General features: G+C 64.9%; 9 protein-coding genes and 1 pseudogene. 8 read left to right on the top strand and 2 right to left on the bottom strand.

Features of this window, described 5'->3' with window-relative positions; genetic code table 11:
• The first annotated feature begins 131 nt into the window (after positions 1-131).
• Positions 132-1409, top strand: coding sequence for a multifunctional CCA addition/repair protein (locus BLT03_RS22840; RefSeq protein ID WP_092746092.1), 1278 nt, complete (start codon positions 132-134; stop codon positions 1407-1409).
• A 76-nt stretch (positions 1410-1485) separates the two neighbouring features.
• Here BLT03_RS22840 and trxC read toward each other — a convergent pair whose 3' ends face one another.
• Entirely contained in the window at positions 1486-1929 is a 444-nt protein-coding gene (trxC, locus tag BLT03_RS22835) for a thioredoxin TrxC (RefSeq protein WP_092746075.1), read from the bottom strand.
• A 119-nt stretch (positions 1930-2048) separates the two neighbouring features.
• On the opposite strand from trxC, the gene otsB reads away from it, so the two are divergent.
• The 7 genes from otsB (at position 2049) to BLT03_RS24950 (ending at position 14831) form a co-directional block, all read left to right on the top strand.
• The gene (otsB, locus tag BLT03_RS22830; protein WP_092746074.1) at positions 2049-2786 is read left to right on the top strand and encodes a trehalose-phosphatase; all 738 of its coding nucleotides are present in this window, start codon (positions 2049-2051) and stop codon (positions 2784-2786) included.
• Entirely contained in the window at positions 2783-4594 is a 1812-nt protein-coding gene (locus BLT03_RS22825; RefSeq protein WP_092746073.1) for a glycoside hydrolase family 15 protein, read from the top strand. The genes otsB and BLT03_RS22825 overlap by 4 nt, the downstream gene beginning before the upstream one ends.
• A 60-nt stretch (positions 4595-4654) precedes the next feature.
• On the top strand, positions 4655-6022 hold the full coding sequence (gene otsA / locus BLT03_RS22820) for an alpha,alpha-trehalose-phosphate synthase (UDP-forming) (RefSeq protein ID WP_092746072.1): 1368 nt from the start codon (positions 4655-4657) through the stop codon (positions 6020-6022).
• Between the two features lie 109 nt (positions 6023-6131).
• The gene (locus tag BLT03_RS22815; protein WP_092746071.1) at positions 6132-8573 is read left to right on the top strand and encodes a type VI secretion system Vgr family protein; all 2442 of its coding nucleotides are present in this window, start codon (positions 6132-6134) and stop codon (positions 8571-8573) included.
• Between the two features lie 121 nt (positions 8574-8694).
• Positions 8695-13263: an RHS repeat-associated core domain-containing protein gene (locus tag BLT03_RS22810; RefSeq protein WP_092746070.1), complete on the top strand. Its 4569-nt coding sequence runs from the start codon at positions 8695-8697 to the stop codon at positions 13261-13263.
• Positions 13253-13651 carry a hypothetical protein gene (locus BLT03_RS24225; protein WP_175537847.1) on the top strand — a complete coding sequence of 133 codons (399 nt, stop codon included), beginning with the start codon at positions 13253-13255 and terminating at the stop codon, positions 13649-13651. The genes BLT03_RS22810 and BLT03_RS24225 overlap by 11 nt, the downstream gene beginning before the upstream one ends.
• Positions 13652-13949: 298 nt before the next feature.
• Positions 13950-14831, top strand: coding sequence for an RHS repeat-associated core domain-containing protein (locus BLT03_RS24950; RefSeq protein ID WP_245711531.1), 882 nt, complete (start codon positions 13950-13952; stop codon positions 14829-14831).
• Between the two features lie 652 nt (positions 14832-15483).
• Here BLT03_RS24950 and BLT03_RS22800 read toward each other — a convergent pair.
• A pseudogene (locus BLT03_RS22800) lies at positions 15484-15787 on the bottom strand (IS5/IS1182 family transposase); the annotation flags it as partial.

The raw sequence follows: 15787 nt of genomic DNA, 5'->3' as shown, positions 1-15787 counted from the left end.
GCCAAAGATTTTGCTATATTTTTAATAGCTACACAGCCCATGAATACTGCGGTAGAGGCCTTTTTTTCCTTAGACCCGGCGGAATACTCCGAATCGTGCGTGAAGGCACCACCGGCCGTAAACTGCCGCCCATGAAAATCTACATGGTGGGCGGCGCGGTGCGCGACAGGCTGCTGGGCCGCCCGGTCAACGACCGGGACTGGGTCGTCGTCGGGGCCACGCCCGACGACATGGCCGCGCAGGGCTACCTGCCGGTGGGGCGCGACTTTCCCGTGTTCCTGCATCCCCAGACGCATGAGGAATACGCGCTGGCCCGCACCGAGCGCAAGAGCGGAAACGGCTACCGCGGCTTCGCCGTGCAGGCCTCGCCCGAGGTCACTCTGGAGGAAGACCTGTCGCGCCGCGACCTCACGATCAACGCCATCGCGCAGCACGCCGATCCGGCTTCCGGCGCCGATACCGGCACCGGAGGCCCGTCGGCCACGCCCGATCTGTGCGACCCCTATGGCGGCGTGCGGGACCTAAAAGCCCGCGTGCTGCGCCACGTGACCGACGCCTTCCGCGAAGACCCGGTGCGCATCCTGCGCGTGGCGCGCTTTGCCTCGCGCTTCACCGATTTCACCGTCGCGCCCGAAACCTGGGCGCTCATGCGGGAGATGGTCGATGCCGGCGAGGCGGACCACCTGGTCGCCGAACGCGTGTGGCAGGAACTCTCCCGCGGCCTGATGGAAGCGGCGCCCTCGCGCATGTTCGAAGTCCTGCGCGACTGCGGCGCGCTGGCCGTGCTGCTGCCCGAACTGGATCGCCTCTGGGGCGTACCCCAGCGCGCCGAATACCACCCCGAAGTCGATACCGGCGTGCACGTGATGATGGTGCTGGACATGTCCGCGCGCCTGCAGGCCCCGCTGGCCGTGCGCTTTGCCTGCCTGGTGCACGACCTGGGCAAAGGCACCACCGCGGCCGACGTGCTGCCGCGCCACATCGGCCACGAAACCCGCAGCGCCGAGTTGCTGCGCGATGTGTGCGAACGGCTGCGCGTGCCGGTGGAATGCCGCGAAACCGCCGACGTGGTCGCCCGCGAGCACGGCAACATCCACCGCAGCGCAGACCTGGGCGCCGCCGCCCTCGTGCGGCTGCTGGAACGGTGCGACGCCCTGCGCAAGCCGGCGCGGTTCGCTGAAGTGCTCCTGGCTTGCGAATGCGACGCGCGCGGCCGGCTGGGCTTTGAAGACAACGCTTATCCCCAGCGCCCCCGGCTGGCTGCCGCCCTGGCCGCCGCCCAATCGGTGGTGACATCGGAGATCGCCGCGCGCGCTGCCGCCGCTGGCGCTGCCGGGCCACAGGTAGGGGATTGGATTCGCGAGGCGCGAGTGCGCGCGGTGGCCGGCTGGCTGGCAGCACAGGGCTGAACAGAACAATCGATCGATCAGTCGGCGGCCCGTCCCTTTTGTCGGGAGCGCCAGTTCGCCTGGCCGGGTTGCCGCCTCAGTGGGTGGCAGTGCGCACCCAACGTGCGATGTCGGCCGCCCCCAGCGCCCCCGAAATGCGCGCAGTCTCCTGGCCATTCCTGAACACGATCATGGTCGGAATGCTGCGGATCTGGTGGCGCGCCGCCAGGGCCTGGTGCGCCTCGATGTCGAGCTTGGCCAGCCGCACTTGCGGCTCCAGTTCGCGAGCGGCCTGGGCGAAGGCGGGAGCCATCGTGCGGCACGGTCCGCACCAGGGCGCCCAGAAATCCACCACCAGCGGAATGTGGCTGCGCTGCACATGGCGCTCGAAACTATTGGCATCCAGCGCCAGGGGCGTGCCCGTGAAGAGAGGCTGATGGCATTGCCCGCAGTCGGGCGCGCTGGCGAGTTGCTCCGGGCGCACGCGATTGGTCGTGTGGCAGTGCGGGCAGACGATGTGCAGGGGCGAGGTGTCGTTCATGGCAAAAGATCGGATGGCAATGGGAAATGGGCGCGCCCACTGGGCTTTTCAAGGCACCTACAGCGGCCCTGCCTCGGCGCCTACAGCCTCTGCAAGGGCTTCTGGTAAGGTGGCTGGCAATGCAAAAGCTACCGCTTCTGACTGCGAGATACGCACTTTTCCTCGATTTTGACGGCACGCTCGCCGATATTGCGCCCCATCCCGATGCGGTGCAGGTACCTCCGGGCATCGTGCCCGCGCTCCAGGCGCTGCACGAACGCCTGGGCGGCGCCCTCGCGATTGCGACCGGGCGCACGCAAGCCGACATCGATCGATTCCTTTCCCCACTGCAGTTGCCTCTGGCCTGCGAGCACGGTGCCCAGTACCGCCTGGGCAACGGCCTCGTCGGGGCCGTACCGGCCACCGACTTGACGGGGGTGATTCGCAGCATCGAATCCCTGCGCGATCGCTACCCGGCCCTGGTGCTGGAGCGCAAGAGCGCCGGCGTCGCGCTGCACTACCGACAGGCGCTGGAACTGGAAGCGCTGTGCCGCTCGACGCTGGAACATGCGCTCAAGCACGCACCTGGCCTGGAACTGATGCAGGGCAAATGCGTGCTGGAGATCAAGCCGTCCGGCCCCAGCAAGGGGCGCGCCATCACTGACTTCATGCAGCACCCGCCCTTTCAGGGCCGCATCCCCGTGTTCGCGGGCGACGATGTGACCGACGAAAACGGCTTCGCCGCCACGCAGGCCCTGGGCGGCATCGGCATCAAGGTCGGCCCTGGGCCGACCGAGGCCGTGGTTCGCTGCGAAGACACCACCGCCTTGCGCGAATGGCTGTACCAGATGGCCGCGCCCGAAAGACCCGCGGAATGAAGACCGGATCGCTCTTCGGCCCACGCGCCGAGCCCTCCCTCTCGCTCGGCATGATCGGCAACTGCGCCATCAGCGCACTGGTGGACGAACAAGGCCACATCGTGTGGTGCTGCCTGCCGCGCTTCGACGGCGACCCGGTGTTCAATGCACTGATCCAGCCAGGCGAAGAAGGCAGCCGCTTCGCCATCGAACTGGAAGACCTCGCGACGACCGAGCAGTGGTACGAGCCCAATACCGCCGTGCTGCGCACCCGGCTGACCGACCGCTCGGGCAACAGCATCGAGATCACAGACTTCGCGCCGCGCTTTTATGCCCGTGCGCGCTACTTCCGGCCCATGATGCTGGTGCGCCGCGTGCGCCGCCTGGAGGGTGCGCCCCGCATCCGCGTGACGGTGGACGTGCGCTACGGCTGGGGCAAGGACGCGCCCGAGATCACCCAGGGCAGCAACCACATCCGCTACGTCGGCGAGGACCTGACGCTGCGGCTGAACACCGACGTGCCCATCTCCCATGTGCTGTCGGGCCAGCCCTTCGTGATGGCGCGCGAGCACAACTTTCTGCTGGGCGCCGATGAATCGCTGCCCACCGGCATCGCCGACACGGCCCGCCACTACGAGCAGGAAACTGTCTGGTACTGGCGCCACTGGACGCAGCGCCTGGCGGTGCCGCTCGAATGGCAGGCCGCGGTGATCCGCGCGGCCATCACGCTCAAGCTCTCCTTGTTCGAAGACACCGGCGCCATCGTGGCCGCCATGACCACGAGCATTCCCGAGTCGGCAGACAGCGGCCGCAACTGGGACTACCGCTATTGCTGGCTGCGAGACGCGTTCTTCGTCGTGCGGGCACTCAACAGCCTGTCCGAAACCGCGACGATGGAAGACTACCTGCGCTGGCTCAGCAACGTCGTGGCCGAGGCCAGCGATGGGCACATCCAGCCGCTGTACGGCATCGGCCTGGAACACGACCTGCCAGAGGCCTTCGTGCCGCATTTGGCCGGCTACCGCGGCATGGGTCCGGTGCGCGTCGGCAATCAGGCCGCGGAGCACTTTCAGCACGACGTGTACGGCAACATCATCCTGGGCGCGGCGCAGGCCTTTCACGACCAGCGGCTGCTGCACCCCGCTGGCGCGACCGAATTCGCGCGCATGGAACAGATCGGCGAACTGGCCGTGCGCGTGTACGGCCAGCCGGACGCCGGCATGTGGGAGCTGCGCACCCGTGCCCGCGTGCACACCTCGTCGGCGTTGATGAGCTGGGCGGCCTGCGATCGCCTGGCCAAGATCGCCCGCGCGCTGAGCCTGCCCGACCGCGCCGCCTACTGGAGCGAGCACGCCCACGCCATGCGCGAAGAGATCCTCGCCAAATCGTGGAGCGAAGAGCGCCAGGCCTTTGCCGAGAGCTTCGGCGGCAACGAGCTGGACGCCAGTGTGCTGCTGATGGCCGAGGTGTGCCTGATCGATCCCAAAGACCCGCGCTTCATCTCGACGGTGGACGCCATGGAAGCCTCGCTTTGCGATGGCCCCTACATGCGTCGCTACGAGGCCGCCGACGATTTCGGCAAGCCCGACACCGCCTTCAACATCTGCGCGTTCTGGCGCATCGATGCGCTCGCCCGCATCGGCCGCAAGGCCCAGGCCCGCGAGATCTTCGAAGCCCTGCTGGCCGCGCGCAATCCGCTCGGGCTGCTGTCCGAAGACACGCACGCGCAGACCGGCGAAATGTGGGGAAACTTCCCGCAAACGTATTCCATGGTGGGCATCATCAATGCCGCCATGCGGCTGTCCGACCCCTGGGACAGCGTCATCTGATCTGAAAGGCGCCGCCATCCGCCACGCCCAACGCCCGCCCGCACCGCAAGGAAAATTCCCATGAGCCGCCTCGTCGTCATCTCCAACCGCATCGCCGATCCCCGCAAACCCGCCGCCGGAGGCCTGGCCGTCGCACTCGGGGAAACGCTGAGCCGTACCGGAGGCCTGTGGTTCGGCTGGAGCGGCAACATCGCGGAAGACGGACTGCCGGGCGAAGCCAAGCTGCAGACGCGCCAGGCCGGCACCGTCACGCTGGCCACCGTGGACCTGTGCCAGGAAGACCACGACAGCTACTACAGCGGCTACAGCAACAGCGTGCTCTGGCCCGTGTTCCATTACCGGCTGGACCTGGCGGACTTCGATTCAAGCTACATCTCGGGCTACCGCCGCGTGAACCAGATGTTCGCCCGCAAGCTGCTGCCGCTGCTCAAGGAAGACGACACCATCTGGGTGCACGACTACCACCTGATCCCGCTGGCCGCAGAACTGCGGGCGCTGGGCTGCCGCCAGCGCATCGGGTTCTTTCTGCACATTCCCGTGCCGCCGCCGCTCATCATGGCGGCCATTCCGCAGCATGAATGGCTGATGCGTTCCATGTTCGCCTACGACCTCGTGGGCCTGCAGAGCGAGGCAGACGTATCGCACTTCACGCGCTACCTGAGCAACGAAGCCAACGCCGAAGCGGTCGGCCCGCAGCACCTGCGCGCGTTCGGCGCCACGGTGCAGGTCGGCGCCTTCCCCATCGGGATCGACGTGGACGAATTCACCCGCCTGGCGGCTGCGCCCGAGGCCGTGCAGACCTACACCGCCATGCGCGAAGAGTATTCGCGGCGCCGCCTGCTGCTGGGCATCGACCGGCTGGACTATTCCAAGGGCATTCCGCAGCGGGTACGGGCCTTTCGGGAGCTGCTGGCGCGCTACCCCGAGAACCACCACAGCGCCACGCTGGTGATGATCGCCTCGCCCACCCGCGACAGCGTGGACGCCTATGCCGACCTGCGCCAGGAACTGGAAGGCTTGTGCGGCGCCATCAACGGCGACTACGGCGAACTCGACTGGATGCCGCTGCGCTACATCCACCGCACGGTCGCCCGCAAGCGCGTGCCGGGCCTGTGCCGCGCCGCGGCCGTGGGCCTGGTGACGCCGCTGCGCGACGGCATGAACCTCGTCGCCAAGGAATACATCGCCGCGCAAGACCCTGACGACCCCGGCGTGCTGGTGCTGTCGCGCTTCGCCGGCGCGGCCGAGCAGATGAAGGAAGCGCTGCTGGTCAACCCCTACGACACCCAGGGCATGGCCGACACCATCCAGGCCGCGCTGCAGATGCCGCTGAAAGAACGCCAGCGCCGCCACCAGGCGCTCATGACACGCATCCGCGAGCACGACATCCACTGGTGGCGAAAGACGTTTCTGGAGACGCTGGGCTGAGACGTGGAACGAAGCAGAGGTTAAAACGAGTTTTTTGAAACTTTCCGCATAGCGGATATATGATCGCGGCCATTTCAACGTAACGGCCCGGTACGCGGGCCCGTCACCCATGACCCGCCGAGTTACGATCCAAACGCCCCTGGGAGGGCAACTGCAGTTTCGGCAGTTGCAGGGCAAAGAAGCCATCAGCCAGTTGTTCTGCCTCGACCTGGATCTGCTCAGCGACAGCAAAAGCATCGATCCGAAGGCCCTCCTGGGCAAGAACGCCACGGTCGTGGTGGAAACCCAAGGCGGGGGTCGGCGCTACCTGGACGGCATCGTCACCCGGTTCGGCATGCAAGGGGAGGACCATCGCTCCTACTCTTACCGGCTGCGCCTGCAGCCCTGGCTGTGGCTGGCGACCCGCAAAAGCGATTTCAAGATTTTTCAGAACAAGACCGTTCCGGAAATCGTGGAAGAGGTCCTGGGCAAATACGGCTACCCGCTTCAAAAGAAACTCACCCGCAGTTACCGCAGCTGGGACTACTGCGCGCAGTACGGCGAAAGCGATTGCGCCTTCGTATCCCGGTTGCTGGAGCACGAAGGGGCGTACTACTACTTCGAACACGGCGCCGGTCAGCACACCCTGATCCTGGCCGACGATATCGTCGCCTCGCACAGTCCACTGCCGGGCGCCGCCGTCATTCCGTTCTATCCCCCTGAAAAAGCCGCCGTCGCGGACAAAGAGAACATCCACGCCTGGCAGCTGCACCAGAGCATCCACTCGGGCCGGCACTACAACGACGACTACGACTTCCAGAAACCCCGCGCCGATCTGTCCAACATGCGCCAGACCCCGCCCGGGCACGCGCACGACGCCCATGAAATCTACGAATGGCCGGGTGGCTACACCCAGTTCGGTGACGGCGAGGCCTATGCCCGCGTGCGCCTGCAATCGAGCCTCACGGGCCACAGCACGGTTCAGGGCCAGTCGCGCCACCGGGCGCTGGCCACCGGCTACACCTTCACGCTGGAGAACTACCCGCGGGAAGACCAGAACCAGCAATACCTGCTGACCGGCATCGAATACCACTTCAAGGAAAACCCGCAAGTCAGCGCCGCAGCGCCCGGCCCTAGGGGCACGCCGCAGGAAGAAGGCTCCTTCCAGCGATTCACCCTGCAGGCCCAGCCCACCAGCTTGCCGTACACGCCCGAACGCATCACCCCTAAACCGCGCACCACCGGCCCGCAGACGGCGGTGGTGGTGGGCCCGCCCGGTGAGGAAATCTGGCCCGACCAGTACGGCCGCGTCAAGGTGCAGTTCCACTGGGACCGCATCGGCGCCATGAACGAGAACTCCAGTTGCTGGGTGCGGGTATCCAGCAGCTGGGCAGGCTCCGGGTTCGGGGCCGTCTTCATTCCGCGCATAGGGCACGAGGTGGTGGTGGATTTTTTGAACGGTGATCCGGACTACCCCATCATCACCGGCTGCGTCTACAACGCCGACAACATGCCACCGTGGGCGCTGCCGGGCAACGCCACGCAGTCGGGCATCAAGACCAAATCGAGCAAAGGCGGCGCTTTCGGCGATGGCTTGAAGAACGGGGCGGGCGATGCCAACGCCATCCGCTTCGAGGACAAGGCCGGGGCCGAGCAGCTGTGGCTGCACGCGCAGAAGGACCAGCTCACCGAAGTGGAGAACGACGAGGACAAGTGGGTGGGCAACGACCGGCGCAAGACCATCGACCGGGACGAGACCAACGTCATCCACCGCGACCGCACGGAAACCGTGGATCGAAACGAAGACATCACGATCCACAACAACCGCACGGAGCGCGTGGACCACAACGAGAAGATCAGCATCGGCGACAACCGCAGCGAAGATGTCGGCATCGACGAGACCATCTCGATTGGCAAGAACCGCACCAAGACCATCGGCAAGAACGAGAAGGACGACATTGGCCGCGACTGGACTGTCCAGGTGGGCTCCCACAAGAAGGAAACCGTCGGAAAGACCTACCGCGAGACCACCGGCCTTGCGAAGCTGATGAACATCGGCATGGCCTACAGCCGCAATGTGGGCATGGCGATGAATTCCCTGGTGGGAATGCTCCAGGCCAACGAAGTCGGCCTGCAAAAAAAGCTCTTCGTCGGGCAAAGCTACACCGCCAGCGTCGGCCAATCGTTCGAACTGAAAGTGGGCGAACGCAAGACGGAATCCGTGGGTCAGGTCTCCATTCATTCAAGCGGCGACCACCTGGAGTTGGCATGCGGACAAGCCCGGATCGTGCTGAAAGCCGATGGCGGCATCTACCTCAAGGGCGCGCACATCGAACTACAGGGCGACAGCGGTATCCATGGCGATGCCGGCACCATCCAGTGGAATTGCGGTGCCAGCCAGACCCCGCCAGCGGCCCCTGCGGGCGGCGAGAGCGGCGAGAGCGGCGGCAACGCGGGCAGCGGGGGATCGCCAGGTAAAACGCCCGGCTTCGCTGGACAGGCCGAATCCTCCGCCAGGGGGGCTACGGCGGGCTCCCCACCGGCATCCGTGCTTGCCAAATCGGCGTTCTGACCCCGCAAGCCAGACTCCGGCGCACTGCGCGCGCATTGTCCTGGCGAGCCGGGCGCCAGTGCCTTGCCTCAACAGCGCGCGCAGCCGCCAACACAAACCACTATCCCCAAAACGAGACTCCATGGGCAAGCCAGCAGCAAGACAGACAGACCTGACGAAAAAGGGCGGGCCGATCATTCAGGGCTCCAATACGGTGCTGATCGGCACGAGCGGGGGCGTGGCGTGCTCGGCCTGCCCGGGGGGCGTCGCCGAAGGCAACCCGGTCAATCCGCTGCTGGGCGCCAAGGTGCTGCCGGGCGAGGAAGACTTCGCCCTGCCCGGCCCCCTGCCGTTTGCGCTGACACGTTCTTACTCCAGCCACCAAAGCCCGCAGCCGGCTCCCGTGGGGCTGCTGGGACCCGGATGGTGGCTGGCGGGAGAAGCCAGCCTGGCCCATGTCCCCGGTGAGAGTGATTCGCCCGGCGCGCTGCGCCTGCACGACGGGCGCGGGCGCTGCATCGCGTTCGAGCCGCTGGCACCTGGAGAGATCGCCCACAGCGCCAGCGAAGGGCTGTGGCTGGTGCGCTGCGGCACCGGGCACCTGCCGGGGGCCGCCCAGGGTGGCCATGCGGCCCGCCTGGCAGGTCTTTGGAATGCGCTGCCCGCCGCCATCCGGGCCGACGCCCGCATCACGGTGGCGACCGCCTCCCCTCTGGGGCCGTGGTGGGTCTTTGCGCCGACGAGCGCAGGCGTTGCGGCCACGGCGGCTGCGGCGGCCACCGGGTCCGAAGGGGGTGGGCACCGCGACGCCCTGCACGGCCTGTGCGACCGCTTCGGCCGCGTGCAGCGCCACGAGCGCCATGCCGACGGCCCCTTCGCGGGCCATCTGCGCACGGTCACCGATGGCGCGGGCCGCCGCTACCGCTTCGAGCTGGAGCGCATCGCCCCAGCCACGCCATCCGCCCCGCCCGCCCACGGCTGGGGGCCGGATGCCGGCGTGCGCCTGATGGCGGTTTGGCTGGAGGCCGACCCTCACCAACCGCGCGAGGCGCTGCCCCTGGCCCTGGTGCGCTATGCCTACACCATGCGCGGCGAACTCGCTGGCGTGATTGACCGCACGGGCCGCACCGTGCGTCAATTCGAATATGGCAACGCAGCCCACCCCACACCCCTGGGCCGCATGACCGGCCACGCCCACGCCGGCCGGCCCATGACCCACTACACCTATGACGGGCAGGGCCGCGTCCTCTCCCAGACCACGCCGCACGGGCTGGACCTGCACTTTGACTACACCCCGCTGCCCGCAGACCCGACCGCGAGCCCGCCCCTGCCCGAACGCGCCAGCACCCTCGTCACCGATGCCCTGGGTCGCAAGAGGCGCTACGTCTTCTCGGGGCAAGCAGGCCTGGCGCGGGTGGCCGAACGCATCGAGGCCGACGGCGCACGCTTTACCTGGCGGCACGACAGCGCGGGCCGCCTGCTGGAGCGCACCGACCCCTTAAGCCGCAGCGTGCGTCACGACATCGATGCGGCCACCGGCCTCGTCGTCGGCACCACCGATGCGGCCGGACGCACCCAGCGCATCGAGCGCGATGCACGGGGGCTGCCCGTGCGCCACCTCACCAGCGCCCCCGAGGGCGCGGCAGGCGAGCCGCTGGCCACCATCTGGCGCCACGATGCCTGGGGCCGGCTCGTGGAGCACACCGACGCGCTGGGCCGGGCCACGCGATACCGCTATCCGGACATGCCTGCCACCCAAGGGAACGCCAGCGGCGACACCCCAGCCGTGCCCGACCAGCCCGATCTGCCCATCGCCATCACCGACGCGCGCGGCGGCACGACGGCGCTGCAATGGAACGCGCTGGGCCTGCTGGCCAGCCGCACCGACTGCAGCGGCCGCACCACCCGCTGGCAGTACGACGCGTGGGGCCGCACCACGCGCGTGCAGAGCGAGGAAGGCTGGCAGCAGCGAACGGCCTACGACGCCGCCGGCCGGCCCATCGAGACGACGGACGCGCTGGCGCGCACCACCCGCTACCGCTACGCGCCCGGCAGCGGCGATCTGCTGGCCATCGACCACCCGGGCGGGCTGCACGAACGCTTCACGCACGATGCCTGGGGTCGCGTCGTTTGCTATCAATATGGAAGCAACGAAGGCAATGCCGGTCTGCGCGGAGGCACTGAAACACCTGAACCCCCGTCACTGCTCGCCCAGCACTACCGCTACGACCCGGCGGGCCGTCTGGTGCAGCTGCACAACGAGAACGCCAGCGTCCACCGCTTCACCTACGACGTGCGCGACCGCCTCGTGCAGGAGACGGGCTTCGATGGCCACGCCACCCGCCACACCTACGATCTGGCCGGCCAGCGCACCCGCACCGAAGACGCGCGCCACGCCATCGCCTACCAGTGGAGCGAGGCGGGGATGCTGCTGGCTCGGGAGATCACGCCGGTCGCCATGCCCACCACCGCCGAGTTCGCCCAGCCGGTGGAACAGGCCCAAGCCTTCCCGGGCGCCGCCAGCGACACCGCGCCGATCATCGAGTGGTTCGAGCACGACGGCGCCGGCCAGCTCGTGGCCGCGCACCACCACACGGCCATGCAACGCCACCGCGTGAGCGTGCACCTGCGCCGCGACCGCCTGGGCCGCATCCTGGGCGAGCGCCAGGAGATGCATTCCCTGGACGGCGCCCTGCTGTGGCGCCATGAGAGCACGCACACGCTGGACGAGGGCGGCGCCCCGGCGCAGGCCGACCTGCCGGGCCTGGCCCCGCTGCAGTGGCTGACCTACGGCTCGGGCCATGTGCATGGTCTGCTGCTGGGGGGAGAGCCGCTGCTGCACATCGAGCGCGACGGGCTGCACCGCCCGGTGGCGCTGGAATTCGGGGCGAGCCGCACCCGCTGGCGGCGCGATGCGCTGTCGCGCCTGCAGGCCCTGGCTGTCGGGCGCAACGAGGGCATGGAGGGATTGGCAGGCACCGAGGGTTCTCCGGCTCCGGCACCGGCACCGGACCACGCCGGCATGCCGGGCCTCGCCTCGCTGGCCCGCCAGCACCACTACGACGCGGCCGGGCGCCTGGCGCGCATCGACACGCCCGGCGGCGCCTTCCTGCATGCCTATGACCTCGCCGGCCGGCTGGCCGCCTCGCAGTGGCCGGGCGGGCAGCCGCAGCGCTACCGCTACGACCCCGCCGGCAATCCCTGGGCGCCCCAGGCCGGAGCCGCCGCAGGAAATCCCCAGGATTGGGCCGGCGAGGTGCGCCGCCAGTTCCACGACCCCGCCTTCGATCTGCTGCGCCAGGACGCGCCCCTGCCGCCCGGCCAGCACCGCGACCGCTGGCCCGACAACCGCGTGCTCTCCCATGGCCCCTGGCGCTACCGCTACGGCCCCTGCGGCAACCTCCTGGAGAAGTCCCACGCCGACGGCCGCCAGTCCCACCGCCTGCACTGGGACCACGCCCAGCGCCTGATCGCCCACGAGCAGCACGACAGCGCCACCGGCCAGCGCATCCGCCGCATGCACCACTACGACGTGTTCGGGCGGCGCATCGCCACCCGCATCGAGCGCACATCGGACAGCGGGCCAACCACCGCCACGCAAATGCGCTGCCATGGCTGGCAGGGCGATGCCCTGACTTTGACGGAGCTGCGCGAGATTGAGCGTCCCAACGACACCCGCCGCATCCACACGCTCTACGCCCCCGGCACCTTCTTGCCCCTCCTGCGCATCCAGACCCGCGCCCACGCCGAGCCGCCCACCCTCGCCCAGCTATTGGGCGCAGCCGACGCGGGCGAGCGCGAGCAGCCCGCCGCTCTGCAAGCCCTGCAGGAGGAGCTGCGCCATGGTGCGAGTGACCCCACCCGCCGCCACTTGCAATCGATGGGGCTGGATGCCGAGCGCCTGCAAGCCCGGCTGCGCGGCGAGGGGGCAGAGATCACGCATTTGCATCTGTACCACTGCGACCATCTGGGCACGCCGCTGGCGCTCATCAACCTGCAAGGCTCCATCGACTGGCACATCAATCTGGACCCCTGGGGGAACTCGATCACCGAGCACAACCCGCTCGGGCTGCATCAGCCGATTCGCATGCAGGGGCAGCACGATGAGGGCGATGGGGCGGGGTTGTTCTATAACCGGCATCGGTATTACGACCCCGCATTGGGGCGGTATGTGTCGCAGGATCCGATTGGGTTGGCGGGTGGGGTTAATAATTATTCTTATGTCGGAGGGGACCCGCTCAACAAGGCAGATCCACGTGGACTTGATAACCCAAGCATGGGTCCTTATGGTCCGGACAACAGCACGCACAATTACACATGGTCAACATTTAGATGTATGGGGGACTGCACAAAGCAAACTATGCGCGAACTTCTGTGCAACCCCGCCCCAGGAGTAACACCCGCCAATCCCACAAAGGATGGCGACGTCAATATGGTGAAGTTGGCTGGAATAGATTTAGGGGAAATAACTACCGTTGTTAGCCAAGGTGGCAATACAACCTGGAATGTGACAAGACCAGGGCATGCGTTGCACCCCGGATGGGTGCGTCGCGATGTTGTTTTTGATGGGAAAGCTACTTGGCTCGTTAACACAGGCGGTGGCACAGGATTCAACCCTCTGAACTTGAATACCATTCTTGCCCCTATTGTTTGGGGCGGTACTAATCCATCTAGGCTTCCATCTGACTTGGGGTGTGGCTGTGAAAAATAAACTCAATACACTCCGCTTCATAGCAGCAGCAATCATTTCACCGAGTATCCCAATCGGTCTACTGGCATTCACCTATGCATACAAAACCGGAAGCAATGCTTGGTATCCAATATTATTCTTGTTTGGTTATTTGTTCTTTTTGCTAATTGGTTTACCGATTCTCGGTGTTGCGATTAATTCAAGAAAAATTTTTACTTGCACTATGGCGGGGGGGGGCACTGCCATCGCCCCTATCTTTTTATTGAGCATTTTTTCTATTTTCTCCAACAATCAGATTGGCACCTTGGATATGGCATTTAACTTAGCAGCATTATTTCTATCTGGCTGTTTGGGTGGTTTTGTCTTTTGGTTAATTGCATTTGCGGGGGAATTGAGACCTGAAACGTAACAGCCGAGAATTTAGCAAGATTGGCCCCATGGGCAAGCCAGCAGCGAGACAGCGAGCGCAGGCGTTGCGGCCACGGCTGCTGCGGCTGCAGCGGTCGCCGGGACCGAAGGGGGTGGTCACCGCGACGCCCTGCACGGCCTGTGCGACCGCTTCGGCCGCGTGCAGCGCCACGAGCGCCATTCCGACAGCCCCTTCGCGGGCCATCTGCGCATACAGACCCGCGCCTGCACCGAGCCGCCCAACCTGGTCCAGCTACTGGGCCGCCGAGCCCGGAAGCCGAGAGCAGCCCGCGTCGCTGATGGCGCTGCAGGATGAGTTGCGCCACGGGGCCAGCGAGCCCACCCGCAGCCACTTGCAATCGATGGGGCTGGATGCCGAGCGCCTGCAAGCCCGGCTGCGCGGCGAGGGGGCAGAGATCACGCATTTGCATCTGTACCACTGCGACCACCTGGGCACCCCGCTGGCGCTGATCAACCTGCAAGGCACCATTGACTGGCACATCAATCTGGCCCCCTGGGGGAACTCGATCAACGAGCACAACCCGCTCGGGCTGCATCAGCCGATTCGCATGCAGGGGCAGCACGATGAGGGGGATGGGGTAGGGTTGTTCTATAACCGGCATCGGTATTACGACCCGGGACTGGGGAAGTATGTGTCGCAGGATCCGATTGGGTTGGCGGGTGGGGTTAATAATTATCAATATGGGAATGCCAGTCCAATCAACAATATTGACCCGACTGGTTTGGATGCCATAACCACTGCAACATCTACATTAAGAGGCGCAGGCGACGGAGTCGCAAGCTACTTCAAAGAAATTTTCTTCGATTTACCGAAACATACCATGGCGCGATATGGATTACTTGGCACAGAGCAAGAAACAAAAGCGCTCGAAGGTGAAACTGCGGTGGCAGAAGCATTAGCAACTATCGCGAACGATCCCAAAGCCGCAATGAAGATTGCGTGCCTCACTTGCATGCACATTAGCCCGGAGGAAGAAGCTTATTTACAAGGAAGGCTAGGGGGAAGGCTTGCGACTGCGGGCGTTGTAAATGCCGTGAGTTTGCCAGTAGGTTTATCTGCAAATGTTGGCGCCTTAGCAGGAAATGCATTATCTGCCGGAACTGATTTTTCAGATAAGGCTGCCGTTATTCGATCCATTATTCTTGGTGGCCACAAATGACAAAAATGTGTATCAAATGCGGCGGGAAAATATTGCAAAGTAATATTTTCAGGGGGCGATGCATTTCTTGCAAAACAAAATATAGGAAAAAAAGGAAAATATCCATCCTGAAATCAATAATCGGAATTACGCATTCAATTTTTCTGATCGCGATAATTCTCACTCCATTTGATTTTTTTCAAAATCAATTATTATACTAGCCTCAGTCGTAATCCCAATAATCATAGAATACCGGATTAATGAAGATTGGCAGATTATTGACTAAAACCGCACCTCTATTTAAAAATTTCCCCTTAAAATTCAATGCCACACAAGATTAAAATATTTCCATTGGGGTTTTTAAGTTTCGCTCTTCTCTTGACATCCCTGTGGGGTTTGATGTGGATATTTTCTTCCACCAGTTTGGCAAACGGAGCATGCCAAGGTAATTTTTCGATTACTCATGAGCAATTTCGCTGCCGCCAGCCATTCATAGCCATGCTTGCAAGTGGACTGACTCTCGCGCTTTCGATCTTATGTTTCTATCGGGCGATAAATGAATTTCGCACTCGCCGAATAAGCCCTCAATAATCCATTTGTGCACAAGAAACTGCGCCACGTCGCCGACAAGCCCACCCGCCATCTAGGTAGTCCGTCCTGAACAATTCCGTTCTCAGCAGCAGAGAGGTCGGCGGTCAGCGGGTGCAGCGACCAGGGCTGCGATGACCGGCTGCATCGACAGCCCGAATCGGGCGCAATAAAACCGCAGCGCGGCCAGGATCAGGCGCAGGTTGTGCCCGGCCCCGCACATCACCGCATGCAGCGCATCGCCCAGCGCACCCTTGAGCGGATTGCGGCCAAGCCTGCCGTCCATCTTCATGTGCCCGATAGCCGGTTCGATGGCGCTGCGCCTTTTGATCATGGCCTTGAGCATTCGGGTGATGCCACGCTTTTGGCCTGACATCAGGATGCGCACG

Source organism: Paracidovorax valerianellae (genome assembly GCF_900102625.1).
Lineage (GTDB): Bacteria > Pseudomonadota > Gammaproteobacteria > Burkholderiales > Burkholderiaceae_C > Paracidovorax > Paracidovorax valerianellae.
Note: the sequence above shows the minus strand (reverse complement) of the source record. Positions and strands in the feature narration are given on the sequence as shown.